Annotated in this window: 20 protein-coding genes; 19 read left to right on the top strand and 1 reads right to left on the bottom strand. The window is 47.6% G+C overall.

What is annotated here, in order from left to right; translation table 11 throughout:
- Positions 1-16 precede the first annotated feature (16 nt).
- Positions 17-802: a type I methionyl aminopeptidase gene (map, locus tag AC1HDJ_RS13015; protein ID WP_479536151.1), complete on the bottom strand. Its 786-nt coding sequence runs from the start codon at positions 800-802 to the stop codon at positions 17-19.
- Between the two features lie 306 nt (positions 803-1,108).
- Here map and rpsB point away from each other — a divergent pair, with 306 nt between their 5' ends.
- From rpsB to cadB, 19 genes are all read left to right on the top strand, one after another.
- Complete coding sequence (rpsB, locus tag AC1HDJ_RS13010; protein WP_479536150.1) at positions 1,109-1,834, top strand: 30S ribosomal protein S2; 726 nt, start codon at positions 1,109-1,111, stop codon at positions 1,832-1,834.
- Positions 1,835-1,964: 130 nt separating this feature from the next.
- A complete protein-coding gene (gene tsf, locus AC1HDJ_RS13005; protein ID WP_479536149.1) occupies positions 1,965-2,822 on the top strand; it encodes a translation elongation factor Ts in 858 nt (285 codons plus the stop codon).
- A 155-nt stretch (positions 2,823-2,977) separates the two neighbouring features.
- Positions 2,978-3,703 carry a UMP kinase gene (gene pyrH, locus AC1HDJ_RS13000; protein ID WP_438622746.1) on the top strand — a complete coding sequence of 242 codons (726 nt, stop codon included), beginning with the start codon at positions 2,978-2,980 and terminating at the stop codon, positions 3,701-3,703.
- 110 nt (positions 3,704-3,813) lie between these two features.
- A complete protein-coding gene (gene frr / locus AC1HDJ_RS12995) occupies positions 3,814-4,371 on the top strand; it encodes a ribosome recycling factor (protein WP_479536148.1) in 558 nt (185 codons plus the stop codon).
- Between the two features lie 130 nt (positions 4,372-4,501).
- On the top strand, positions 4,502-5,695 hold the full coding sequence (ispC, locus tag AC1HDJ_RS12990; protein WP_479536147.1) for a 1-deoxy-D-xylulose-5-phosphate reductoisomerase: 1,194 nt from the start codon (positions 4,502-4,504) through the stop codon (positions 5,693-5,695).
- Positions 5,696-5,959: 264 nt separating this feature from the next.
- On the top strand, positions 5,960-6,706 hold the full coding sequence (uppS, locus tag AC1HDJ_RS12985) for a polyprenyl diphosphate synthase (protein WP_438622749.1): 747 nt from the start codon (positions 5,960-5,962) through the stop codon (positions 6,704-6,706).
- Positions 6,707-6,740: 34 nt separating this feature from the next.
- Entirely contained in the window at positions 6,741-7,595 is an 855-nt protein-coding gene (cdsA, locus tag AC1HDJ_RS12980) for a phosphatidate cytidylyltransferase (RefSeq protein ID WP_479536146.1), read from the top strand.
- Between the two features lie 35 nt (positions 7,596-7,630).
- Positions 7,631-8,986, top strand: coding sequence for a sigma E protease regulator RseP (rseP, locus tag AC1HDJ_RS12975; RefSeq protein WP_479536145.1), 1,356 nt, complete (start codon positions 7,631-7,633; stop codon positions 8,984-8,986).
- Positions 8,987-9,017: 31 nt separating this feature from the next.
- Entirely contained in the window at positions 9,018-11,450 is a 2,433-nt protein-coding gene (gene bamA / locus AC1HDJ_RS12970) for an outer membrane protein assembly factor BamA (protein ID WP_479536144.1), read from the top strand.
- 39 nt (positions 11,451-11,489) lie between these two features.
- On the top strand, positions 11,490-11,999 hold the full coding sequence (locus tag AC1HDJ_RS12965; protein WP_438622753.1) for an OmpH family outer membrane protein: 510 nt from the start codon (positions 11,490-11,492) through the stop codon (positions 11,997-11,999).
- Positions 11,999-13,027, top strand: a complete 1,029-nt coding sequence (lpxD, locus tag AC1HDJ_RS12960) for a UDP-3-O-(3-hydroxymyristoyl)glucosamine N-acyltransferase (RefSeq protein WP_479536143.1) — start codon at positions 11,999-12,001, stop codon at positions 13,025-13,027. Before AC1HDJ_RS12965 ends, lpxD begins: the two co-directional genes overlap by 1 nt.
- A gap of 165 nt (positions 13,028-13,192) precedes the next feature.
- Positions 13,193-13,645 (top strand): 3-hydroxyacyl-ACP dehydratase FabZ, encoded by a 453-nt coding sequence (fabZ, locus tag AC1HDJ_RS12955; protein ID WP_438622755.1) that lies wholly within the window; start codon positions 13,193-13,195, stop codon positions 13,643-13,645.
- A gap of 4 nt (positions 13,646-13,649) precedes the next feature.
- Complete coding sequence (lpxA, locus tag AC1HDJ_RS12950) at positions 13,650-14,438, top strand: acyl-ACP--UDP-N-acetylglucosamine O-acyltransferase (RefSeq protein WP_479536142.1); 789 nt, start codon at positions 13,650-13,652, stop codon at positions 14,436-14,438.
- A gap of 6 nt (positions 14,439-14,444) precedes the next feature.
- Positions 14,445-15,617, top strand: coding sequence for a lipid-A-disaccharide synthase (gene lpxB, locus AC1HDJ_RS12945; RefSeq protein WP_479536141.1), 1,173 nt, complete (start codon positions 14,445-14,447; stop codon positions 15,615-15,617).
- Positions 15,610-16,203 (top strand): ribonuclease HII, encoded by a 594-nt coding sequence (gene rnhB, locus AC1HDJ_RS12940; protein WP_479536140.1) that lies wholly within the window; start codon positions 15,610-15,612, stop codon positions 16,201-16,203. The genes lpxB and rnhB overlap by 8 nt, the downstream gene beginning before the upstream one ends.
- Before the next feature lie 104 nt (positions 16,204-16,307).
- The gene (dnaE, locus tag AC1HDJ_RS12935) at positions 16,308-19,787 is read left to right on the top strand and encodes a DNA polymerase III subunit alpha (RefSeq protein WP_479536139.1); all 3,480 of its coding nucleotides are present in this window, start codon (positions 16,308-16,310) and stop codon (positions 19,785-19,787) included.
- A gap of 13 nt (positions 19,788-19,800) precedes the next feature.
- The gene (gene accA / locus AC1HDJ_RS12930; protein WP_438622760.1) at positions 19,801-20,760 is read left to right on the top strand and encodes an acetyl-CoA carboxylase carboxyl transferase subunit alpha; all 960 of its coding nucleotides are present in this window, start codon (positions 19,801-19,803) and stop codon (positions 20,758-20,760) included.
- A 237-nt stretch (positions 20,761-20,997) separates the two neighbouring features.
- Positions 20,998-22,719 (top strand): lysine decarboxylation/transport transcriptional activator CadC, encoded by a 1,722-nt coding sequence (gene cadC, locus AC1HDJ_RS12925; RefSeq protein ID WP_479536138.1) that lies wholly within the window; start codon positions 20,998-21,000, stop codon positions 22,717-22,719.
- A gap of 1,239 nt (positions 22,720-23,958) precedes the next feature.
- Entirely contained in the window at positions 23,959-25,281 is a 1,323-nt protein-coding gene (cadB, locus tag AC1HDJ_RS12920) for a cadaverine/lysine antiporter (protein ID WP_479538927.1), read from the top strand.
- Positions 25,282-25,352: the final 71 nt, after the last annotated feature.

Below are 25,352 nucleotides of genomic sequence, written 5' to 3'. Positions count from 1 at the left end.
TGTCGGTAGATAAAAATCAGTTATGCAGGATGCGCTCCAGCGTTTCATCGCTACGCAGTGTCAGAATTTCACAGCCATCAGCCGTAACCAAAATGGTGTGCTCATACTGAGCAGACAAGCTACGATCTTTGGTTTTGACAGTCCAGCCATCACCCATCAGACGAACCTGACGCTTACCGGCATTCACCATAGGTTCAATGGTGAATGTCATGCCTTCACGTAAAATCACACCACTGTCGTCAGAGTCGTAATGCAACACCTGAGGCTCTTCATGGAACTGTGCACCGATCCCGTGGCCGCAATATTCACGTACAATTGAAAAACCTTCCGCTTCGGCAAATTTTTGAATTGCCTTGCCGATTTCACGTAGACGAATACCCGGCTTGACCAGTTTTAGCGATAAATACAGGCTCTCTTGCGTGATACGGCACAAGCGCTCACCCAGAATACTCGGCTTGCCTACATTGATCATTTTAGAGGTATCGCCATGATAACCATCTTTGATCACGGTGATATCAAAGTTCACAATATCGCCATCTTTTAAGACTTTATCCCCAGGAATACCGTGGCAAACCACCTCATTGATAGAGATACAGGTTGATTTTGGAAAACCGTGGTAGTTCAGCGGGGCAGGAATGGCCTGCTGCACATTGACAATATAGTCATGACAAATCTGATCCAGTTCACCGGTGGTGATACCGGCCTTTACGTGCGGTTCAATCATCTCAATGACATCTGCTGCCAGCTTGCCGGCAATGCGCATTTTTTCAATTTCGTCAGCGGTCTTAATGGTAATAGCCATAAAATTTTCCTGGAATTAGCCGCATCGCGCGGCAGTCACTGTCTTTATCTATGGTAACAGCCCATTGGCAGAGAGAAAACCAATCTCAACATAAAGCAATTCAATCTGGAGTTATGGGTTGAATTATGGTATAAAACGCGCCGGAAATCCGACTATTGAATAACAATGGCGGAACCCAAAAGAACTCATGTGAGATATCACACACGTATCAGCACCGTACACCGGGGTGCTCTGGCTTTCGAGCCTGGAGTCGGTTGTATGGGATACGTGGAGGCTTAACCCCAAATTATTTCTGAGGAAAGATTCATGGCAACTGTTTCTATGCGCGACATGCTCAAGGCCGGTGCACACTTCGGTCACCAGACCCGTTACTGGAACCCAAAGATGAAGCCATTCATCTTCGGTGCTCGTAACAAAGTACACATCATCAACCTTGAGAAAACTGTACCAATGTTCAACCTAGCTTTGGCTGAGCTGAGCAAGATCGCTTCCCGTAAAGGTAAGGTTCTGATGGTTGGTACTAAGCGCGCAGCAAGCGAAGCGGTTAAAGAAGCAGCGCTGAGCTGTGATCAGTTCTATGTTAACCACCGCTGGTTAGGTGGTATGCTGACTAACTGGAAAACCGTTCGTCAATCCATCAAGCGTCTGAAAGAGCTGGAAATTCAGTCTCAAGACGGTACCTTTGACAAGCTGACCAAGAAAGAAGCGCTGATGCGTACTCGCGAGCTGGAAAAGCTTGAGAAGAGCCTTGGTGGTATCAAAGACATGGGCGGTTTGCCTGATGCTATTTTCGTTATCGATGCTGATCACGAGCACATTGCTATCAAAGAAGCGAACAACCTGGGTATCCCAGTATTCTCTATCGTTGATACCAACTCTGATCCAGATGGCGTTGACTTCATCATTCCAGGTAACGACGACGCAATCCGCGCTGTTACTCTGTACCTGACTGCTGTTGCTACTTCTGTTCGCGAAGGTCGCGGTCAGGATCTGGTTGCTCAGGCAGAAGAAAGCTTCGTAGAAGCTGAATAATAAGGCCCGCTCGAATCGAGCCCTTATTTAACCAGATAGTAAAAATCAGATACTACACTGATATGGTTAGCAGGGGCCTTAATGGCCCCTGTTTTTTATGATCTCCCCCGAGATAACCGAGGATAATACGATGGCAGAAATTACCGCCGCTCTGGTCAAAGAACTGCGTGACCGTACCGCAGCAGGCATGATGGAATGTAAGAAAGCACTGGTTGAAGCTAACGGTGATATCGAACTGGCAATTGACAACATGCGTAAATCTGGCCAAGCGAAAGCGGCTAAGAAAGCTGGCCGTGTTGCTGCAGAAGGTATCATTCTGGCTAAAGTTAGCGCTGACAGCAAAACTGCTGCTATCGTTGAACTGAACTGCGAAACTGATTTCGTTGCTAAAGATGCTGGCTTTAAAGCTCTGGGCGAAGAGATTGTTACTGCAGCACTGGCTGAGCGTATTTCTGACCTAGCTGCTCTGCAAGCTAAGTTTGAAGAAGCACGTGCAAACCTGGTGGCTAAAATCGGCGAAAACATGAACATTCGTCGTGTAACTATCGTTGAAGGCGACGTTGTAGGTACTTACCTGCACGGTGCTAAGATCGGTGTTGTTGTTTCTGCAACTGGCGCTGATGAAGAGCTAGTTAAGCACGTTGCAATGCACATTGCTGCAAGCAAGCCAGAGTACGTGAAGCCAGAAGACGTTCCTGCTGACGTTGTTGCTCACGAGCGTGAAATTCAAGTTGATATCGGCATGCAGTCTGGCAAGCCACGCGAAATCGTTGAGAAAATGGTTGAAGGCCGTATGAAGAAATTCACCGGCGAAGTTTCTCTGTACGGTCAAGCGTTCGTAATGGACCCATCTAAGTCTGTTGCTGACCTGCTGAAAGAGAAAGGTGCAAGCGTGACTAGCTTTGTACGTTTTGAAGTAGGTGAAGGTATCGAGAAAGTTGAAGCTGACTTTGCTGCTGAAGTTGCAGCAATGACCAAGCAATCTTAATTTTCTGCTTTACATGAAAGACCCACTGAACCGCAGAAATCTGCGGTTCAGTTTTAATTACCTGCTTATAATTGCCTACAGGCTGATGTTAATAGCATGCTGTTACCCTATCATCAGTCCGGCTATTCACTCACTGCGCGCCAGGAAGGAAAACCATGACTACCAATGCAAAACCGGCATATCAACGTATTCTTTTGAAACTGAGTGGTGAAGCACTCCAAGGCTCTGAAGGGTTTGGTATCGACCCAAGTGTTCTTGATCGCATGGCACAAGAGATTAAAGAGCTGGTAGAACTGGGTGTACAGGTTGGCGTGGTTATCGGTGGTGGTAACTTATTCCGTGGTGCGGGTCTGGCAAAAGCAGGCATGAACCGTGTGGTGGGTGATCACATGGGCATGCTGGCAACAGTGATGAACGGTTTGGCAATGCGTGATGCACTGCACCGTGCATATGTTAATACCCGCCTGATGTCAGCCATTCCACTTAACGGTGTGTGTGATAACTACAGTTGGGCAGAAGCTATCAGCTTGCTGCGTAATGGCCGTGTTGTTATCTTCTCTGCAGGTACCGGTAACCCGTTCTTCACCACCGATTCTGCAGCTTGTCTGCGCGGGATCGAAATTGAAGCGGATGTGGTACTAAAAGCCACTAAAGTTGACGGCGTATTTAACGATGATCCGGCAAAGAATCCAGATGCCGTTTTGTATGATACTTTGACGTATCAGGAAGTACTGGAAAGTGAACTGAAAGTGATGGATTTAGCCGCCTTTACACTGGCGCGTGATCACAACATGCCAATTCGTGTGTTTAACATGAATAAACCTGGTGCACTGCGCCGAGTGGTGATGGGTGAACGTGAAGGCACTATCATTAGTCAATAATCACTACTCAGTCATCATTACCCAGTAATATTTGCGGTAATTTTTGCCTCACAAGGGCAAAGCGCGGTATCTTAACGCATATTCATCAAATCGAATTGAAGGGTTACATCGTGATTAACGCCATCAAGCAAGATGCACAAATCCGTATGGAAAAGTGCGTAGAAGCATTCAAAAATCATATCTCTAAAATCCGTACTGGCCGTGCTCACCCAAACCTGCTGGAAGGGATCACCGTTGATTACTACGGTTCAGCAACGCCGCTGCGTCAGTTGGCAAACGTAGTTGCAGAAGACTCACGTACTCTGGCAATTACCGTATTTGATCGCTCTATCAGCGCAGCCGTTGAAAAAGCTATTCTGACATCAGATCTGGGTCTGAACCCAAGCTCTGCAGGCGCAACTATCCGCGTTCCGCTACCGGCACTGACTGAAGAGCGTCGTAAAGACCTGATCAAAGTGGTGCGTGGTGAAGCTGAGCAAGGTCGCGTATCGGTACGTAACGTACGACGTGATGCCAACGAAAAAGTAAAAGCGTTACTCAAAGATAAAGAGATCAGCGAAGATGATGAGCGCCGCTCACAAGACGACATTCAGAAGATCACTGATGTGATGGTGAAGAAAGTCGAGGAAGCGCTGGCAGAAAAAGAAAAAGAGCTGATGGATTTTTAATCATTCAGACAATAAAAAGCGTCGCTTTGGCGGCGCTTTTGCATTTGCACCATTAATCCTGCTGTACATCTTCCCTCTCATGTATCCAGATAATGTTACAGCCTTCGGTGTTACCAATGAGTAAAACATCATGATAAAACTGACCATACTCGGTTCAACCGGCTCTATCGGTGTCAATACACTGGCTGTTGTAGAACAAAATCCTGAAAAATTTGACGTATTTGCTCTGGCTGCTGGGCGCAATGTTGAGCTGATGGCTGCGCAATGCCTAAAGTTTCACCCCCGTTTTGCTGCAATGTCTGATCTTGTCGCCGCACGGCGTTTGCGCCAGCTATTGCAAGAACACGGGAGCAATACCGAGGTACTCGAAGGTGACGAAGGCGTGTGTACGCTGGCCGGTATGCCGGAAGCCGATCAGGTGATGGCCGCGATTGTCGGTGCTTCCGGTTTGCTACCGACGCTGTCTGCTATTCGCGCCGGTAAGCGTATTTTGTTGGCTAATAAAGAGTCACTGGTAACGTGTGGGCGCTTATTCCTGCAAGAAGTTCAGCGTTGTGGCGCGGAATTACTGCCGGTAGACAGTGAGCACAATGCGATTTTCCAGTGCTTACCGCAGACCGTTCAGCAACATATTGGCCACTGTGATTTACAGGCGGCCGGTGTTGAAAATATTATTTTGACTGGTTCTGGCGGCCCATTTCGTACCTTAGCGTTGGCTGATTTTGCCCATATCACGCCGGAGCAAGCCTGCGCACACCCGAACTGGTCTATGGGGAGAAAAATCTCGGTAGACTCTGCCACCATGATGAATAAAGGCCTTGAGTACATCGAAGCGCGATGGTTGTTCAATGCCAGTGCTGCGCAGATGGAAGTGATTGTTCATCCGCAGTCGATCATTCATTCGATGGTGCGTTTTTCCGATGGCAGTGTAATTGCACAGATGGGAAACCCTGATATGCGCACGCCTATCGGCCACTGTATGGCTTACCCTGAGCGTATCTCTACCGGTGTTGCTCCGCTCGACTTTTCTGTACTTTCGTCACTGACCTTTGAGCAGCCGGATATGCAGCGCTACCCCTGTTTACAGCTGGCTATTGAGGCGTGTGATGCGGGGCAAATGGCAACAACTGCCTTGAATGCGGCAAATGAGATCAGTGTTGCAGCCTTCTTACAGCGGCAATTACCGTTTACCGCCATTGCTCAGGTGAATCGTCAGGTGATAGAACAACTTTCATTGCCCGAGCCGCGTTCTGTTGATGAAGTATTAAGCATTGACCAGCAGGCAAGGGTATGTGCATCACAAATAATTGCCCGCAGAACCTGAGCGCGCGCGGCAAGTTTGTTCAGTGATCAGTGAAGTGGTATAGTACGCCAGCCTTTATACCGTGTTTTTATGCCATTTATTACGGCATCGCAAGCGCATAAAACAGGGTGTAAATGCAGGTAAGTTAATGCAACAGATTACGTAAGGCCGTGTGTTAGCACGGCTTTTTTACGATCTAGCCTGATTTGATTGCAAGTGTCTGATACGGCATCCACAACACATCACCCGTATCAGGCAATCTTGATAGGAATAAAACGGACCGTTATGGCAGAGCAACAACCTCATGAGTTTCCGGCCGATCTGATGCCGCAGCATGTGGCCATTATTATGGACGGCAACGGTCGTTGGGCCAAACAACAGGGAAAAATGCGGATCTTTGGGCACAAGGCTGGTGTAAAAGCGGTGCGCCGTTCGGTGAGTTATGCCGCCCGTCAGAAGATAAAATCCTTGACCTTGTACGCATTTAGCAGTGAAAACTGGCGTCGTCCTGAACAAGAAGTTTCCGCGCTCATGGAATTATTTATGCGCGCACTCAATAATGAAGCGAAAAGCTTACATAAGAATAATATCCGGCTGCGCATCATTGGCGATATTTCACGTTTTAGCGCACGCTTACAAGAGCGCATTGCTCATGTCGAGGCACTGACAGCGCAAAATACCGGATTAGTGTTAAATATTGCGGCTAACTACGGTGGTCGTTGGGATATCGTGCAAGCGGCCCGTCATGTCGCAATGCAAGTGCAAGAAGGGGCAATTGAAGTCAACGAGATCGATGAAACCTTGTTAGGGGAAAAGATGTGCATGGGGGATCAACCCCCTGTCGATTTGGTCATTCGAACCAGTGGTGAACATAGAATCAGCAACTTTTTGTTGTGGCAAATTGCCTATGCAGAGTTCTATTTCTCTGAGGTATTGTGGCCAGATTTTGATGAACAAGAGTTTGATCGTGCTGTTTTATCCTTTGTCTGTCGTGACAGACGCTTTGGTGGTACTGGCGACGACAGCCGTTGAGCAACGGCGGATAAGTAAAGCTTAGGAGGTTTCATTGCTCAAACAACGAATTATTACCGCACTGATCTTAGTTCCACTGGTCATTGCCGGTTTATTTAAATTATCGCCGGATTACTTTGCGGTGTTGGCGCTGGCATTGTGCATGCTAGCCGCATGGGAATGGGCATTGTTGGCTGGGTTCGAGAGCAAGCCTATACGGGTTACTATTGCTGTTATTTGCGGGGTGGGTTTAGGCGCATCTCTGTGGGCAATACCGATACAAGATGCCTCATTGTTACTTGAGAACCCGTTCGTTAAATCAGTTCTGATGATAGCTCCTGTCTGGTGGTTATTGGCACTGGGCATGGTCTTGGGTTATCCGGCCTCTGCCCGCTGGTGGCACAACGCAAAACGCTTAAAAGTCCTGTTCGGCTTACTGACTTTAGTCCCATTTTTTTGGGGGCTGATTGTATTACGCATGTATGCCTACAGCATTGATAGCCACTTTGGTGCAGTCTGGATCTTGTATGTCTTATTCCTTATCTGGGGTGCTGATTCAGGAGCCTATTTTTCAGGGAAAACATTCGGTAAGCATAAACTAGCACCGAAAGTGTCTCCGGGGAAAACGTGGGAAGGCGTGATTGGCGGGTTAGCCACATCTGCGCTGATAGCGGTCATTTTTGATCACTACTCTCCTTTGCAAGCCAGCACACACAGCCTGATTATCAGCTCAATTATTGCTGTGGCCGTTTCCGTACTGGGTGATTTAACCGAAAGTATGTTTAAGCGTGAAGCTGGTGTCAAAGACAGTGGGCAGATTATGCCGGGGCACGGTGGGGTGCTTGACCGAATTGACAGCCTAACAGCAGCGATACCTGTATTTGCTTGCCTGCTACTGTTAGTCTTTTAATTGTCACCGTACCGTATCACAACAAGGATAGATGCATGACAGGCGCTCTCTGGAATTTACTGACGTTTTTACTGGCGATTGGTATTTTAATTTCGGTACACGAATTTGGACATTTCTGGGTTGCTCGCCGCTGTGGGATCAAAGTTGAACGTTTCTCACTCGGTTTTGGTAAAGTGCTGTGGCAAACCGTAGATAAGCAGGGTACTGAGTTCTCACTCTCTCTGATTCCACTCGGTGGTTACGTAAAAATGCTTGATGAGCGGGTCGCTCCTGTACCTGAAGCACTGCGTCATCAAGCCTTTAATACTAAACCGGTTTGGCAGCGTGCTGCGGTTGTCGCCGCAGGCCCGGCAGCCAATTTCTTGTTTGCCATTTTTGCTTACTGGATTGTCTTTTTAGTCGGTATACCGAGTGTTCACCCTGTTGTCGGGCAGGTTGTACCCAATTCTATTGCGGCCCGTTCCGGAATTACCGCCGGAATGGAACTAAAATCGATTGCCGGTATCGAAACACCTGACTGGGAGTCAGTCAATCTTGCGTTAGTTTCACTAATAGGTGATAAGCAAGCACAGATAGATGTCAGCCAGTTCGGCACACAAATCGTGCAAAACAAAGCTTTGCAGCTCGATGGATGGCATTTTGAGCCAGACAAACAGACCGCGTTCGGCGCACTTGGCATTACCCCGAAAGGGCCTGATGTGCTCCCGATTGTGACCTCGATTGGTGAGGGTTCAGCGGCTGAATTGGCCGGATTAGCGCTCGGTGATCGTATTACGGCAATCAACGGTCAGCCCCTGACTCAGTGGTCTGAATTTGTCAATGCCGTGCAAGATAGCCCAGAGAAAGCGTTATCACTGACCGTAGAGCGGGCAGGTCAAACACTGGATCTGACACTCACGCCGCAAGCCCACGAAATAGCCGATGGAAAATCAGTCGGCTATGCCGGTGTTGCGCCAAAAGTGTTACCTTTACCACCAGAGTACAGTTTTGTACGGCAATTCGGTATTATAGACAGCGTGGTAAAAGCGACACAAAAAACCATGCAGTTATCTACACTTACCCTTGATATGCTAGGTAAGCTGTTTACCGGTGATGTTGGGATTAAGAGCTTAAGTGGCCCTATTTCTATTGCCAAAGGCGCAGGGATGACCGCTGACTTTGGTTTTGTTTTTTATCTGGGCTTTTTAGCGTTAATCAGCGTGAACTTGGGGATTATTAACTTATTCCCACTGCCGGTGCTTGATGGTGGGCATTTATTGTTCCTTGCCATTGAAGGGTTGACAGGAAAACCGCTATCGGAAAAAGTACAGGAGTACAGTTTCCGGTTCGGTACAGTACTATTGGTGTTGTTGATGGGCGTTGCGCTATTCAACGATTTTTCCCGCCTGTAAGCGGGGTAATTAGGAAGAACGCATAATAAAGATGGCGATGAAAAAACTGCTTCTTGCGTCGCTGCTTTTCAGCAGCGCCACCGCTTACGGTGCTGACCAATTTGTTGTTAAAGACATTCAATTCGAAGGGCTACAACGCGTAGCTAAAGGTGCTGCTCTGCTCAGCATTCCGGTTCGAGTGGGTGATCCTGTTGACGATAGTGAAGTCTCACAGGTTATTCGTGCGTTATTTGCCACCGGCAACTTTGAGGATGTCAAAGTGCTGCGTGATGGCAATACGCTGTTGGTGCAGGTTAAAGAGCGCCCAACCATTGCGAGTGTCACTTTCTCGGGTAACAAAGCGATTAAAGAGGATGCGCTTAAGCAAAATCTTGAATCTTCAGGCATTCGTGTCGGTGAAGCGCTTGACCGTACGACCTTATCCTCTATCGAGAAAGGTCTGGAAGATTTTTACTACAGCGTCGGGAAATACAGCGCGAGCGTAAAAGCCGTGGTAACCCCGCTGCCGCGTAACCGTGTTGACTTAAAACTGGTGTTTACTGAAGGTGTTTCTTCCAACATCCAGCAAATCAACATTGTGGGCAATAAAGCTTTCGCAACTGAAACGCTGTTATCACAATTCTCATTGCGTGATGAAGTGCCGTGGTGGAATCTGGTCGGTGATCGTAAATACCAAAAGCAAAAGCTGGCGGGCGATCTTGAAACCTTACAGACCTACTACCGCGATCACGGCTATGCCAAATTTAAAATTGACTCAACACAAGTCAGCCTAAGCCCTGATAAAAAGGGTATCTATATCACCATTAACGTCAATGAAGGCAAGCAATATAAGCTGGAAAATGTGCGTTTGATGGGCAACATGGCTGGCCATACAACCGCGTTGGATCAACTGGTCAAAATTGAACCCGGTGAGCTGTATAACGGCACCAAAGTGACGCGCATGGAAGAGGATGTGAAATCTCTGCTCGGCCGTTACGGTTATGCCTACCCGAAAGTGATGACAGTTCCTGAAATTGATGAACAAAACCAGACCGTAAAACTGGTGATGAACGTTGATCCGGGTGAGCGTTTTTACGTGCGCCGCATTCGCTTTGAAGGCAATGACATCAGCAAAGATGCCGTACTGCGCCGCGAAATGCGCCAGATGGAAGGCTCATGGTTAGCCAGTAACCAAGTTGAAACCGGTAAAGAGCGTCTTAACCGTTTAGGCTACTTTGAAACTGTCGATACCGAAACCGTGCGTGTGCCGGGTAGCCCAGATCAGGTTGATGTGGTGTACAAGGTTAAAGAGCGTAATACCGGTAACCTGAATTTTGGTATTGGTTACGGTACTGAAAGCGGTATCAGCTTCCAAGTGGGTGTGCAGCAAGATAACTTCTTGGGCACCGGTGACAGTATTGGTGTGAATGCCGTTCGTAATGATTACGAAACTAATGCCTCATTTGAATATACTAATCCGTATTTCACCAAAGATGGTGTTAGCTTAGGCGGGCGAATTTTCTACAGCGATTTTAAAGCTGATGAAAACTATAGCCTGTCTGAGTATAACAACAGTAGTTATGGTGTTGATGGTACATTAGGCTTCCCTATCAACGAATACAACAGCCTGCAAACCGGTCTAGGCTTTGTACACAATGATATCTCCAATATTACTCGTACAGTCAATATGCAGCCGTATTTGAACTCTATGGATGACTTTGATGGCGACACACTTTCATCGAATGACTTCCAGTTTAAAGCCGGTTGGAGCTACAACAACCTAGACCGTGGTTACTTCCCGACCAAAGGTATGCGGGTAAACTTTAACGGTAAGATCACCACGCCGGGCTCGGATAACCAGTTCTATAAACTGAACTTTGATGTTGCCGGCTACTATCCGCTCGATCAAGAGCGTGAATGGGTACTGCTTGGCCGTTCCCGTTTAGGTTTTGCTGACGGATACGGTGACAAAGTGCTGCCGTTTTATGAGAACTTCTATGCTGGTGGTTTTAGCACCGTGCGTGGCTTCCGCTCGAATACCATTGGGCCGAAGGCGGTGTATCTGTATAAACCAGGCACCGAAGAGCGTTGTGACCCTCGCTCTGAAACTTGCCAGTTCACCGGTTCGGAAGACTCGGTGGGCGGTAATGCCATGGCAACAGCCAGTGTTGAGTTGATTGTGCCAACACCGTTTGTCAGCGAGAAGTATCAAAACTCAATCCGTACCTCAGTCTTTATGGATGCAGGCACGGTGTGGGATACCCACTGGAAAGACAGTTCAGCAGTGTTGAATGGTCAGACCGTGGTTGATTCGCAATATCTTGGCGATTATGGCGATCCTAGCCGTATTCGTATGTCAGCAGGCATCGCACTTCAGTGGATGTCACCGCTTGGCCCGCTTGTATTCTCATACGCACAACCGTATAAGAAATATGAAGGTGATCGAGTTGAACAATTCCAGTTCAATATCGGCAGAACATTCTGATAGCAAAACTATCAAAATAAAAAAAGTAAGGAGACAACGGTGAAAAAGTGGTTAAAAGCAGCTGGCGTAGGTCTGGCACTGATTGCATCAAGTACCGCTGTAAATGCAGCAGAACAGAAAATCGCGGTTGTTGATGTTGCGGGTGTTTTTCAGCAACTGCCACAGCGCGAGAAAGTAGCTCGTCAGCTTGAGTCTGAGTTCAAAGGCCGTGCCTCTGAGCTGCAATCGCTTGAAAAGCGTATCCGTGATCGCATGGAAAAACTCCAGCGCGATGGCAGCACTATGTCAAATAGCGACCGCACTAAAGCTGAGCGTGATTTGGCACAGATGCAGGCTGATTTCAACCTGAAAGGCCGTGCACTGGAAGAGGATAGCCGTCGTCGTCAGGCTGAAGAGCGTAATAAGATCCTGCGTCAGGTACAAGATGCAGTAAAAACTATCGCGAGTAAGGAAGGTTATAGTGCAGTTATCGACACCAATGCGGTGGTCTTTGCACGCCCAGATATGGATATCTCTTCCCAAGTCGTCAAAATGGTAGGCAATAAGTAATGTCAGGACACCGTCTTACGGATCTGGCTGAGCACTTAGGCGCACAAGTACACGGAGATGGCGAAACGGTCATCTCTAGTATTGCAAGCCTTGAGCGTGCGCAAGCTGGTCAAATCACGTTTCTATCGAACAGTAAATATCGTCCGCATTTAGAACAGTGTGCAGCTAGCGCTGTTGTTTTAACCGCAGACGATGTACCATTTTGTAAAACTAACGCCTTAGTTGTGGCAAACCCCTATTTGGCTTACGCACTGTTAGCTCAATATATGGATACCACTCCGCAGCCGGCGCAGGATATTGCGCCAAGTGCCGTGATCGCGGATGACGTGCAGTTAGGGCAGAATGTATCTGTTGGCGCAAATGCGGTGATAGAGTCAGGCGTGGTCTTGGGTGACGGTGTCGTGATCGGTGCAGGTTGCTTTGTCGGGAAAGACGCACAGATTGGTGCTGGTAGCCGCTTGTGGGCAAATGTCTCGGTTTATCATCGTGTAACGATTGGTGCGCATTGTCTTATTCAGTCTGGCACTGTCATTGGTGCTGACGGGTTTGGTTATGCTAATGATCGTGGCCGTTGGATTAAGATCCCGCAACTTGGTAGTGTCCGTATTGGTGATCGTGTCGAAATAGGTGCATGTACATGTATCGATCGCGGTGCATTAGAAGACACCATTATTGAAGACGGTGCTATCATAGATAATCTATGCCAGATTGCTCATAATGTAGTAATCGGTGAGAATACCGCCGTTGCTGGTGGTGTTATTATGGCGGGCAGCCTGAAAATTGGCCGTCATTGTATGATTGGTGGTGCCAGCGTGATTAATGGTCACATGGAAATCTGCGATAAAGTCACTGTTACCGGTATGGGTATGGTGATGCGCCCCATTAGTGAACCGGGTATGTACTCGTCTGGTGTTCCTCTGCAAACCAATAAAGCGTGGCGTAAAACGGCCGCTTTAGTGATGAACATTGATGAGATGCACAAACGTCTCAAAACGGTAGAGCGGAAATTGGTGAAAGATAACGAATAGATATCACGTTTCGTTACTTCCTAAAAAACTGCTTGTACTTGCGGTTTTGCGTCATTGATAGACGGCCTGCCTTGTTGCAGGCCGTATTATTCATACGACAAGCACGTATTTTTGCCCGCGTGTGTACATACCCGCTCAAGACTGACAAGAAACAGGAACAACATCTTGACGACTCAAGCTAACTCGTTATGCATCGAAGAAATTATTGATCTGTTGCCACACCGCTATCCGTTTTTGTTGATAGACCGTGTGCTGGATTATAAAGAGGGTGATTATCTGCACGCGTTAAAAAACGTGTCATTTAATGAGCCTTTTTTCCAGGGGCATTTTCCGCAAAAACCAATATTTCCGGGTGTTCTCATCCTTGAAGCGATGGCACAAGCTACTGGTATTTTGGCATTTAAAACCTTTGGTAAGCCAAATGGCAATGAGTTGTACTACTTTGCCGCCATTGATCGAGCGCGCTTTAAGCGCCCGGTATCACCCGGCGATCAGATGATCTTTGAGGTTAAATTCATTAAAGAGCGTCGTGGTATTGCGCGTTTCACTGGCGTTGTCAAAGTTGATGGCGATGTGGTCTGTGAAGCTGATTTAATGTGTGCTCGTCGCGAGGTGTAAACACATGATTCATGAAACTGCCTTCATTCATCCATCATCACTTGTTGAAGCGGGTGCGGTGATCGGTGCGGGTGTACATATCGGCCCGTTCTGCTGTGTGGGCGCAAATGTTGAAATCGGTGAAGGTACGGTGCTGAAATCCCATGTTGTGGTAAATGGGCATACCCGTATCGGCCGTGATAACCAGATTTATCAGTTTGCGTCTGTCGGCGAAGCTAATCAGGATAAAAAATACCACGGTGAGCCAACACGTACTGAAATTGGTGATCGTAATGTGATCCGAGAGAGCGTCACTATCCATCGTGGTACGGTACAAGATACCGGTATAACGCGTATTGGTAATGATAACCTGCTGATGATCAATGCACACATTGCGCACGACTGTGTGGTCGGTAACAGCTGTATTTTTGCCAACAATGCAACCTTAGCCGGGCATGTGGAAGTCGGTGATTTTGCGATTGTCGGCGGTATGTCGGCGATACATCAGTTCTGTCGTATTGGGCCGCATGTGATGCTCGGCGGTGGTTCAATTGTGGTGCAAGATGTTCCTCCGTTTGTGATGGCGCAGGGAAACCACGCTTCACCGTTTGGGGTGAATATTGAAGGCCTAAAGCGCCGTGGTTTTGAAAAGCCGGTACTGCATGCTATTCGCAACGCCTATAAGCTGGTATTCCGTAGCGGTAAAACAATGGATGAAGTGCGTCCTGAGTTAGCAGTACTGGCGGAAGCTCATCCTGAAGTACAGATTTTTGTGGCATTTTTAGCCAACTCTACCCGTGGAATTATCCGATAAGTTGTTATGGATTTAGAGCAGAGATCGTTACCGGACACCCAACCTTTGGTCATTGGTATCGTTGCGGGGGAGACCTCGGGGGATATTTTGGGTGCTGGATTAATCAGGGCGTTGCGCCAGCAACACCCTGAGGCACGTTTTGTCGGTATTGCTGGCCCGCGTATGCAAGCGGAAGGCTGTGAAAGCTGGTTTGATATGGAAGAGCTGGCTATTATGGGGTTGGTTGAAGTTCTCAAACACTTGCCACGGTTGTTGAAGATCCGGCATAGCCTGATTGAGAAATTTACCCAGTTACAGCCCGATGTCTTTGTTGGCATTGACGCGCCTGATTTTAATATCGGCCTTGAGTTAAAGCTCAAACAGCGCGGTATTAAAACCATACATTATGTAAGCCCATCGGTCTGGGCATGGCGACAAAACCGGATCTTTAAAATTGCGAAGGCCACTGATTTGGTACTGGCATTTTTACCGTTTGAGAAAGCCTTTTACGATCGCTTTAATGTTCCTTGTCAATTTATTGGCCATACCATGGCCGATGCAATGCCACTTGATCCAGATAAAAATGCCGCACGTGCCGTATTGGGGATTGACCCTGCGGCATCGGTGTTGGCTATTTTACCGGGCAGCCGTGGCAGTGAAATCGAAATGCTAGCTGAGCCGTTTTTGCAGACGGCTCAGCGTTTACAAGCGTTACGGCCAGATTTGCAGATTTTAGTGCCGTTAGTAAACCGTAAAAGGCGTGAGCAGTTTTTGGCATTAAAAGCTGAAATAGCCCCCAATTTAACCCTGACGCTACTCGACGGGCAAGCGCGTGATGCCATGACAGCGGCTGATGCCACCTTGTTGGCATCAGGTACGGCAGCGCTTGAGTGTATGCTGGCAAAATCGCCGATGGTGGTGGCTTATCGAGTCAAACCGCTGACTTACTGGCTGGCCAAGAAAATGGTGAAGACTGAGTTTGTGTCATTACCCAATTTACTGGCCGGTAAAAAGATTGTGCCGGAGCTGATTCAGGAGGATTGCACGGTTGAGCGTTTAACGGCCAAATTGGGCATGTTGTTGTCGCAAGATAACCGTTGTCTAAAGCGGATGTTCCGTGAGTTTCATCAGACTATCCGTTGTGATGCTGATCAGCAGGCAGCCAATGCAGTTTTAGCGTTAGTGAATAAAAATGACTGATCTATTTATTTATCCCAAAGCGGATCTGATTGCCGGTGTTGATGAAGTGGGGCGTGGCCCGTTAGTGGGCGCAGTGGTGACTGCCGCTGTTATTCTTGATCCCAAAAACCCGATTGCAGGCTTAGCCGATTCGAAAAAACTCTCTGAGAAGAAACGTTTGGCGCTGTACGATGAAATAATAGAAAAAGCGCTGTCGTGGAGTTTAGGCCGGGCTGAACCGCATGAAATTGATGAGCTGAATATTTTGCATGCCACTATGCTGGCGATGCAGCGTGCTGTTGCCGGATTACCGATTCAGCCTGATTGTGTGCTGATTGATGGCAACCGCTGCCCGCCTTTGCCGATGCCAGCATATGCGGTGGTGAAAGGCGACAGTAAGGTTGCTGAGATCAGTGCAGCCTCTATTTTGGCCAAAGTAACCCGAGATCGTGAAATGCAGGCACTGGATCTGCGTTATCCGCAGTATGGCTTTGCTAAGCATAAGGGTTATCCTACCGCAGAACATTTGCGGTTACTCTCTGAACATGGTGCAACCGATGAGTACCGCCGCAGTTTTGCGCCGGTAAAACGGGTGTTGGGCCTGTAAAGGCGATATAGGTTTGCCTATTTGCGCATTTTGCCGGTGTTGGTGCTGTTAGTTCGTTTTGATCCCCCTGTATTTTTCAAAATTTCCGCAAGGAGTGTTTCCTGATGGCGCAACCCCGCTTTGTCCATTTACGGGTTCACAGTGATTACTCCATGATTGACGGGCTGTCTAAAACTGTCCCGTTAGTGAAAAAAGCTGCCGCGTTGAATATGCCAGCGCTGGGTATTACCGATTTTACCAACCTGTGTGGCCTTGTGAAATTTTATGGTGCGGCACACGGGGCAGGTGTAAAGCCAATTATTGGCGCCGATTTTTTACTGCATAACCCTCTGCTCGGTGATGAGCTCAGTGAGCTTACCGTGCTTGCAGCCAATAATACGGGCTATCAAAACCTGACGTTACTGATCTCACAGGCATACCAGCGCGGTTATGTGCAAAACAGCCCTGTGATTGATCGTGACTGGTTGATTGATTTAAGCGAAGGCCTGATCCTGTTATCCGGTGCCCGTCAGGGCGATGTGGGGAAATCATTGCTGCGTGATAATCAGGTCTTAGTGGATGAGTGTGTTGCGTTTTATCAAACCCATTTCCCTGATCGTTACTATCTTGAACTGATCCGCACCGGCCGGCCGGATGAAGAGAGTTATCTGCACTTTGCCGTAGAGCTGGCGGCAGAAAAAGGGTTGCCGGTCGTGGCGACCAATGATGTACGGATCATTAGCCCAGATTTTTTTGATGCGCATGAAATTCGTGTGGCCATTCACGATGGTTATACGCTTGATGATCCTAAGCGGCCTAAAAAATACAGTTCACAGCAATATCTGCGAACTGAAGAGGAGATGTGTGCGCTGTTTGCCGATATCCCTCAGGCGCTGGAGAACTCAGTTGAAATCGCCAAGCGTTGTAATGTCACGGTACGGTTAGGCGAATATTTTCTGCCACAATTTCCGACCGGAGACATGAGCACCGAAGATTTTCTGGTGCTTAAATCGCGTGAAGGTTTGGAAGAGCGGTTGGCCTTTTTGTTTCCTGACCCGAAAATCCGTGCCGAGCGCCGCGCCGAGTACGATGAGCGTTTGCAGATTGAGCTTGATGTCATCAACCAGATGGGGTTTCCCGGTTACTTTTTGATTGTGATGGAGTTTATCCAGTGGTCAAAAGATAACGGTATTCCGGTTGGCCCCGGCCGTGGTTCGGGTGCCGGTTCGCTGGTGGCGTATGCGTTGAGTATTACCGATCTTGACCCGCTGGAATTTGATCTGCTGTTCGAACGCTTTTTGAACCCTGAACGTGTTTCCATGCCCGACTTTGATGTCGATTTTTGTATGGATAAGCGCGATCAGGTGATTGATCATGTTGCCGAAATGTATGGTCGTGAAGCGGTATCACAAATTATTACGTTCGGTACGATGGCGGCCAAAGCGGTGATTCGTGATGTCGGGCGGGTACTTGGCCACCCATATGGTTTTGTTGATCGCATTTCAAAATTAGTGCCGCCAGATCCGGGAATGACACTGGAAAAAGCCTTTGAAGCCGAGCCACAGCTGCAAGAGGTGTACGATGCCGATGAAGAGGTGCGTGCGCTGATTGACATGGCCCGCAAGCTCGAAGGGGTAACCCGTAATGCCGGTAAACATGCCGGTGGTGTGGTGATTGCACCGACCAAAATTACTGACTTTTCACCGCTGTATTGTGACTCGGAAGGGAATCATCCGGTTACCCAGTTTGATAAAAATGACGTGGAGTATGCCGGTTTAGTCAAATTCGACTTTCTGGGGCTGCGCACGTTAACTATCATCAACTGGGCGCTGGAGATGATTAACCCGCGCCTTGAAAAAGAGGGGTTACCGGCGGTTGATATTACGGCGATCCCGCTGACTGATCAGCCCTCTTTTGATCTGTTACAACGCTCGGAAACGACTGCAGTATTCCAGCTTGAATCTCGCGGGATGAAAGATCTGATCAAACGCCTAAAGCCTGACTGCTTTGAGGATATGATCGCACTGGTGGCGCTGTTTCGCCCCGGCCCGTTACAGTCGGGGATGGTGGATAACTTTATTGACCGTAAACATGGCCGTGAAGCAATATCCTATCCTGATGTTGAATGGCAGCATGAATCACTTCAGCCAATTCTTGACCCGACTTACGGTATTATCCTGTATCAAGAGCAGGTGATGCAAATTGCGCAGACACTTTCCGGCTATACGCTGGGCGGTGCGGATATGTTGCGCCGGGCGATGGGTAAGAAAAAACCCGAAGAGATGGCCAAGCAGCGCGGCACGTTTAAAGAGGGTGCTGAGAACAACGGTGTTGATGGTGAGCTGTCGATGAAGATCTTTGACCTGGTAGAGAAATTTGCCGGTTATGGATTTAACAAATCACACTCCGCCGCTTATGCACTGGTGTCGTATCAGACATTATGGCTAAAAACGCACTATCCGGCAGAGTTTATGGCAGCAGTAATGACTGCCGATATGGACAATACCGATAAAATTGTTGGTCTGGTCGAAGAGTGCCGCCGGATGGGGCTGAAGATCTTATCGCCTGATGTTAATAGTGGCCATTACCGTTTTCACGTCAACCCTGAAGGTGAGGTAGTTTACGGTATCGGCGCTGTCAAAGGGGTTGGTGAAGGCCCGATTGAAGCGATTGTTGAAGCGCGTAATCAGGGCGGTTATTTTAAAGATCTGTTCGATTTTTGCGCCCGTGTTGATGTTAAACGTATTAACCGGCGTATTCTGGAGAAACTAATTTTATCTGGTGCAATGGATAGACTCGGCCCGCACCGTGCTGCGTTAATGGCTACTCTTGCCGAAGCGTTAAAAGCGGCCGATCAGCATGCCAAAGCAGAAGCGCTGGGGCAGGTAGATATGTTTGGCGTGCTGGCCGATGCCCCTGATCAGGTGGAAAAGGCCTACGCAAATGTGCCTGTCTGGCCGGATCAGGTGTGGTTAGAGGGCGAGCGCGAGACGCTAGGGCTGTATCTGACCGGACACCCTATCACCCAATATTTGAAAGAAATTGAGCGGTATGTACCGGCGCGCCTGAAAGACATGGTAGCCTCACCGCGTGGGCAGGTGACTTCTGCCGCCGGTTTGGTGGTTGCCGCACGGGTGATGACGACGAAGCGCGGATCACGAATCGGGCTATTAACGCTTGATGATCGTTCCGGTCGCTTAGAGGTGATGCTCTACTCTGATGCGTTAGATAAGTATCAACAGTTGATAGAAAAAGATAAAATTCTGATTGTGACCGGACAGGTCAGCTTTGATGACTACTCTGGCGGACTTAGAATGACGGCCAGGGAAGTACTGGATATCGGCGAGGCACGGGAAAAATACATTCGCAGCCTTGCTATCTCGCTGACAGACAGGCAAATTGATGACCAGTTTTTCAGCCGTTTCCGACAGGCATTGGAGCCACACCGCGCCGGAAGTGTGCCGGTCAATATCTATTACCAGCGGGACGATGCACAGGCCCGTTTACGTTTGGGTACTGAATGGCGTGTAACACCATCCGATCAACTGTTGCTTAGCCTGCGTACGCTGGTTGGGTCTGAACAGGTCGAGCTGGAGTTTGACTAGGACAAACATAATTATGAGTCTGAATTTTCTGGATTTCGAACAGCCGATTGCCGAATTGGAAGCTAAAATTGATTCGCTTCGCTCGGTAAATCGCCAAAATGAAAAAATGGATTTTGATCTTGATGATGAAATCCGCCGCTTACAGGAAAAAAGCATTGAGCTGACCCGTAAGATTTTTGCTGACTTAGGTGCATGGCAGGTCGCGCAACTGGCTCGCCACCCTCGTCGCCCCTATACGCTTGATTATATTGAGCATATTTTTACCGAATTTGATGAATTAGCCGGAGATCGGGCTTTTGCTGATGATAAGGCAATTGTCGGCGGCATTGCGCGCTTAAATGATCGTCCGGTGATGGTTATCGGCCATCAAAAAGGGCGTGAAACAAAAGAGAAAATTCGCCGAAACTTTGGTATGCCAGCGCCGGAAGGTTACCGTAAGGCGCTGCGTCTGATGCAGATGGCCGAGCGTTTTAATCTGCCGATTATCACCTTTATTGATACGCCAGGTGCTTACCCTGGTGTGGGCGCAGAAGAGCGCGGTCAGTCAGAGGCGATTGCACATAACCTGAAAGTGATGTCAACGCTGAAAGTACCGGTTATCTGTACGGTGATCGGCGAAGGCGGTTCGGGCGGTGCGTTGGCTATCGGGGTGGGTGATAAAGTGAATATGCTGCAATACAGCACCTATTCGGTTATCTCCCCAGAAGGCTGCGCCTCTATTTTGTGGAAAAGTGCCGATAAAGCCCCTTTAGCGGCTGAAGCGATGGGCATTACCGCGCCGCGTCTGCACGAGCTGGGGCTGGTTGACAGTGTGATCCCTGAGCCTCTCGGTGCGGCACACCGTGATGTTCCGGCGATGGCCGAAGCGTTGCGTGCGCAGTTGGCTCAGGATTTATCAGATCTTGATGTATTGGATACCGAAATGCTGCTCGATCGCCGTTATCATCGCTTGATGAATTACGGTTACTGCTGATGGGGTAACTGTCCGCAATAGCAGTATGACGGGTAATCAACAAAAAAATGGCGACGGTGTGTCGCCATTTTTATAGGTGGCGATCGCACGCATAACATACGGGAAGTGACATTTATATCAAGGAAAGTACGTTTTTCTCAATTTTGTTTGATATAGGAAGTTTTTCTCATATCGAAAGCGTGTTAGCCTTGCCACCTCGAAATTTTGCGCTGATAGCATGAAACCACATTCCTTATAATGCGAGATCAATCTTACCGAGTGGGTGAGTGGCTAGTTTCTGCCGCCGACAATAAATTAGTCCGTGAAGATCGGGTTTTGGTGGTTGAACCACGACTCGTGGATATGCTTTGCTATTTTTCCGCCCATCCGGGGGAAGTGCTGAGCCGCGATGAGCTGATTGATAACGTTTGGACGCGTAACATCGTCACCCCACATGTGGTAACCCAGTGCATTTCAGAGCTGCGCAAAAGCCTGAAAGATGGCCGTGCCGATGCGCCTGAATATATAATGACTGTGCCAAAGCGCGGTTATCGCCTTGTTGCGCCAGTCACCGTGTGTATGCCGTATGATCGTTTAGATGGCAGTTTCGACAGCAGCTTTGAGCCAACCGGCGAAATGCGTGCTGACAGCATGCTCGATACCCGTGATTTACTGACGACACCACTCTCTTCGGTCAATATGACATCCACAATGATGCTCGGTCAGCACAGCGATGTTGTGCAGAGTGCGGATAATGTCTCGGATCTTCATAAAATCAGTGAGATGCAGACGCAGATCGGGGGAGGGTATTCACCGGAGTCATCCGTGAATGTGGCTGACAGCGTGGCGGATAGCCGAACCACAGGTTCGTCTGCAACTCATCTGGCAGGGGATACAAGCGCTGTTGTGTCAGTGCCTTCTTCGGTGGGGTGGAAAGTCGCGTTTATCTCTTTACTGTTGGCGGTGCTTGCCGGTTTATCGGCCTATTTTTTATATCCGGCCCGTCAGGGTGCACCGTTGCTGATGGATCCGAATGACATTGAGATCCAATGGGTATCTGATTCTGATACGCCGTGTGCCGAGAGTCAGGGGGCGATTAGCAGTGTTAACGGATTACTGTCACAGGCGCTGAATAATTACAGTGTGTATACTGCGCACGATATGACCAATTATGTCGGCCACCGTTTACCTACGGCAGGTAAAACCTTGTATGCGCAGTTTGAGCATCAGCAGCATCACACCGCAACCCAATGTTTTCTTGCGATTTCGCTGGTCAACAATGCCACCAAAAAAACACTGATGAGCAAGCGGTATATTATTACTGAAACCAATTTACTGACGGTGCAGGTTGATGTCATTAACCATGTCTTCGCGGTATTGGGTTTAGCCTCTCCGACTGGGTTAATTGATAGATTAGGCCGTGTTGCGCCGCAAGATGGTGATGCATTGCGCCAGTATTATCATGCTCATCAGTTGCTGCAAAATGGAGATGTGGATTCTCTGTTGTCTGCGCGCGAGTTGTTGCAGTCATTATTGAAGCGTTATCCGAATTTTATTTATGCCGATGCTGAGTTGTTGCTGAATAATATGGTGCTAATGACGCTGCAACCGGCAGATAATTATGCTGAACTGCGTAACGATTTTAAAAAGCAGTTGGCGGCTTTGGTTGATAATCCTGAGCTACAAGGTAACCCGATTTTACTGCAGTTACAGGCACTGTTTCAGTTGATTAACGGTAATCTGGCCATGGCGCAGTCGTATGCTGAGCAGGCGGTTAGGTTGGAAAAAAACTGGTTGTCTTATGTGATTTTGGGCAAGGTGTATGAGCTTGAAGGCTTGTTTAGTGATGCTTCTGATGCCTATCTTTCTGCCTATAATCAGCAGCCGGGTTCTGGAACCTACTACTGGATTAAGTACGCACTTTTCCAAAGTGATTTAAGTGCAGTGGCTTTTTATCTTAATAATGAGTCATACGAATAATTTGAGGGCGCAGTTGATGATGAGCTGCGCATTTATACTTATTCCTTATTTTCATTCTGTTGATTTTAACGTTCTGCTTTGAATGTTCTGGTTTTGATTTATCCTTCATTTATTTCTGTGTATTTTCTTTCTTTTCCCTTAGCGTAGTATTTCTCATTTCTCATTTCTCATTTCTCATTTCTCATTATGCACGATTGGCATATCTTCGTTTATTATTTTAATTGTGATGTGTTTATCTTTCATTATGGATGTTTTTGTATCCTAAAGCAGGGTGTTTTTGTTTTGTCTTTTACAAGATAGTAAACCAAACAATGATGTCATCAGGAATGTTGTGAAGCTTGCAGTAGAAGTTGACGGTGCACACTGCACGGATTATGTATACACAGACGGGTTATGTACGCAGAGCTATGTACGGCTGATAAAAATAAGTAGGATACAATGCAAAATATGCGGTTTTATTTAGTCAATAGTGTATCTGCTGACAACCGGATTGATGCTTTTTTGGTATGAGATATGTCGTTCTGTTGCTCTGCGCCGATGAGGATTTATCTAAGCAATATAAATATTATCAAGATATTTATATGTGCTTAAAATACATACGTTTCTACCTTGCGCGGTTTGTGTCTAAATATATCAAATGTGTTCGCTAAATTACGGTTTTTGGTTTGTTTTTACACTGTTAATTCCGTATCAACTCATTGATTTTATTTGATTAATTTCTGTTTTTAATGGCTTATTGTTACATTCTGACATAATGGTCAAGAGGTACTCTTTGTGTCATTTCTTGATGTGAGGGAAGAAGTTTAGTTTTACTTTAGGACTTTCTTTCGCCCGAAAGATATATTTATCCCACAAAATAGCTCGGCAGCGATTAAGCAGTAGTTATCTACTCTTGATTTTTTCGCCAGCCTGAAAATACAAATGCTAAATATAAATGCATTGTTTCTTAGGTGAATAGGTCTGTTTTGTTAAGGTGCTAAAACGTAATGTCAGCTTTAAAATATTTATCTCAATCAGCGGTACTAAATTGCCTACCGTAATAAAGAGATAAGTGAGTGGGATATTACGTTTATTCAACTTTATAGAGCTTATTTATAGAAATAGTACTGCAGGCTGATGTGGTTGACGATGATGCCATATCAGTAAAGTAGTCATTACGTTGGTGCGGGGTATATTTTATATCCACAATATTCAGCGTAATGGTGAAATTTCAAAAAAAAATGAAATTCAGGAGTCACCATGTCATCGACGAAAAAAATCGGTCTACTTGCCTGTACAGGTGTTGTTGCCGGTAACATGATGGGTAGTGGTATCGCACTGCTGCCAGCTAACTTAGCTCGTATTGGTTCTATCTCCATTTGGGGTTGGGTTATTTCCCTGATTGGCGCAATGTCATTAGCTTATGTTTATGCGCGCCTTGCTACAAAGAACCCGCAAGAGGGTGGCCCAATTGCTTATGCAGGTGAGGTTGCCCCGGTTTTCGGTTTCCAAACTGGTGTGCTGTATTATCATGCAAACTGGATTGGTAACTTGGCAATTGCAATTACCGCAGTTGCGTATCTGTCTACGTTCTTTCCTATTTTGAACCAGCCGGTTGCTGCCGGTATCGCCTGTATCGGTGCGGTATGGTTCTTTACCTTTATCAACCTGCTGGGTGGTTCTTGGGTGAGCCGTTTGACCAGTATCGGTCTGGTTCTAGTTCTGATCCCGGTTGTAGGTACTGCTATCTTCGGTTGGGCTTGGTTTGATACTGCTACTTATGTTGCTAACTGGAATACTACCGGTGAGCCAAGCACGAAAGCGGTAGTTAGCTCTGTGCTGCTGTGCTTGTGGGCATTCGTGGGTGTTGAATCTGCCGCGGTAAGTACCGGTATGGTTGAAAATCCACAGCGTACTGTTCCAATGGCAACCATGCTGGGAACGGGTCTGGCAGGTATCATCTACATTCTGGCTACTCAGGTGATGGCGGGTATGTTCCCTGCTGCTGAAATGGCTGCGTCTGGTGCACCGTTTGCTGTGAGTACTTCACGCATGGTAGGTAGCTGGGCTGTTCCACTGGTTTCTGCATTTACTGCTCTGGCATGTCTGACCTCTTTGGGTTCTTGGATGATGCTGGTAGGTCAAGCCGGTGCTCGTGCTGCGCAAGATGGTAACTTCCCTGCAGTATATGGCGAGATGGACAAGAATGGCGTGCCTAAGAAAGGCCTGATTCTGGCTTCTTGCAAAATGACTGCGCTGATGATTCTGCTGACTGTAGCAAGTTCAAACGGTGCGAACGCTTCTGACCTGTTCGGCCAACTGACTGGTATCGCGGTTCTGCTGACTATGCTGCCGTACTTCTACTCAGCGGTTAACCTGATTCGTTTCGAGGGTGCAACTACCCGTAGTGTTCTAAGCATTGTAGCGTCTGTGATTGCTGCTGGATTCTGTTTCATCGCTCTGGCTGGTGCCGGTGCTGCTGAACTGACCGCAACCTTCATTGTTAGCCTGATCATCTTGATGTTCTACGCAAACAAAATTGGCAAGAAAAGTGCCGCAAACAAAGCCGCTTCAGCCGCGTAATTTATGCGACTAACGCGATAAAGACTTCTCCTAACGTGCCATTACACTCTTGATTATCTTGATATAACAAA

This window comes from Plesiomonas sp. ISS29 (assembly GCF_056522795.1).
This window is presented reverse-complemented; position numbering and strand designations above follow the sequence as displayed.

What these genes read in the sequence shown, in the direction of transcription:
- tsf (WP_479536149.1), top strand. Translation starts at nt 1,965, where the DNA reads ATGGCAGAAATTACCGCCGCTCTGGTCAAAGAACTGCGTGACCGTACC.
- lpxA (WP_479536142.1), top strand. Translation starts at nt 13,650, where the DNA reads ATGATTCATGAAACTGCCTTCATTCATCCATCATCACTTGTTGAAGCG.
- ispC (WP_479536147.1), top strand. Translation starts at nt 4,502, where the DNA reads ATGATAAAACTGACCATACTCGGTTCAACCGGCTCTATCGGTGTCAAT.
- uppS (WP_438622749.1), top strand. Translation starts at nt 5,960, where the DNA reads ATGGCAGAGCAACAACCTCATGAGTTTCCGGCCGATCTGATGCCGCAG.
- cadC (WP_479536138.1), top strand. Translation starts at nt 20,998, where the DNA reads ATGCGAGATCAATCTTACCGAGTGGGTGAGTGGCTAGTTTCTGCCGCC.
- map (WP_479536151.1), bottom strand. Translation starts at nt 802, where the DNA reads ATGGCTATTACCATTAAGACCGCTGACGAAATTGAAAAAATGCGCATT.
- accA (WP_438622760.1), top strand. Translation starts at nt 19,801, where the DNA reads ATGAGTCTGAATTTTCTGGATTTCGAACAGCCGATTGCCGAATTGGAA.
- rpsB (WP_479536150.1), top strand. Translation starts at nt 1,109, where the DNA reads ATGGCAACTGTTTCTATGCGCGACATGCTCAAGGCCGGTGCACACTTC.
- cadB (WP_479538927.1), top strand. Translation starts at nt 23,959, where the DNA reads ATGTCATCGACGAAAAAAATCGGTCTACTTGCCTGTACAGGTGTTGTT.
- lpxD (WP_479536143.1), top strand. Translation starts at nt 11,999, where the DNA reads ATGTCAGGACACCGTCTTACGGATCTGGCTGAGCACTTAGGCGCACAA.
- bamA (WP_479536144.1), top strand. Translation starts at nt 9,018, where the DNA reads ATGGCGATGAAAAAACTGCTTCTTGCGTCGCTGCTTTTCAGCAGCGCC.
- rseP (WP_479536145.1), top strand. Translation starts at nt 7,631, where the DNA reads ATGACAGGCGCTCTCTGGAATTTACTGACGTTTTTACTGGCGATTGGT.
- rnhB (WP_479536140.1), top strand. Translation starts at nt 15,610, where the DNA reads ATGACTGATCTATTTATTTATCCCAAAGCGGATCTGATTGCCGGTGTT.
- lpxB (WP_479536141.1), top strand. Translation starts at nt 14,445, where the DNA reads ATGGATTTAGAGCAGAGATCGTTACCGGACACCCAACCTTTGGTCATT.
- pyrH (WP_438622746.1), top strand. Translation starts at nt 2,978, where the DNA reads ATGACTACCAATGCAAAACCGGCATATCAACGTATTCTTTTGAAACTG.
- dnaE (WP_479536139.1), top strand. Translation starts at nt 16,308, where the DNA reads ATGGCGCAACCCCGCTTTGTCCATTTACGGGTTCACAGTGATTACTCC.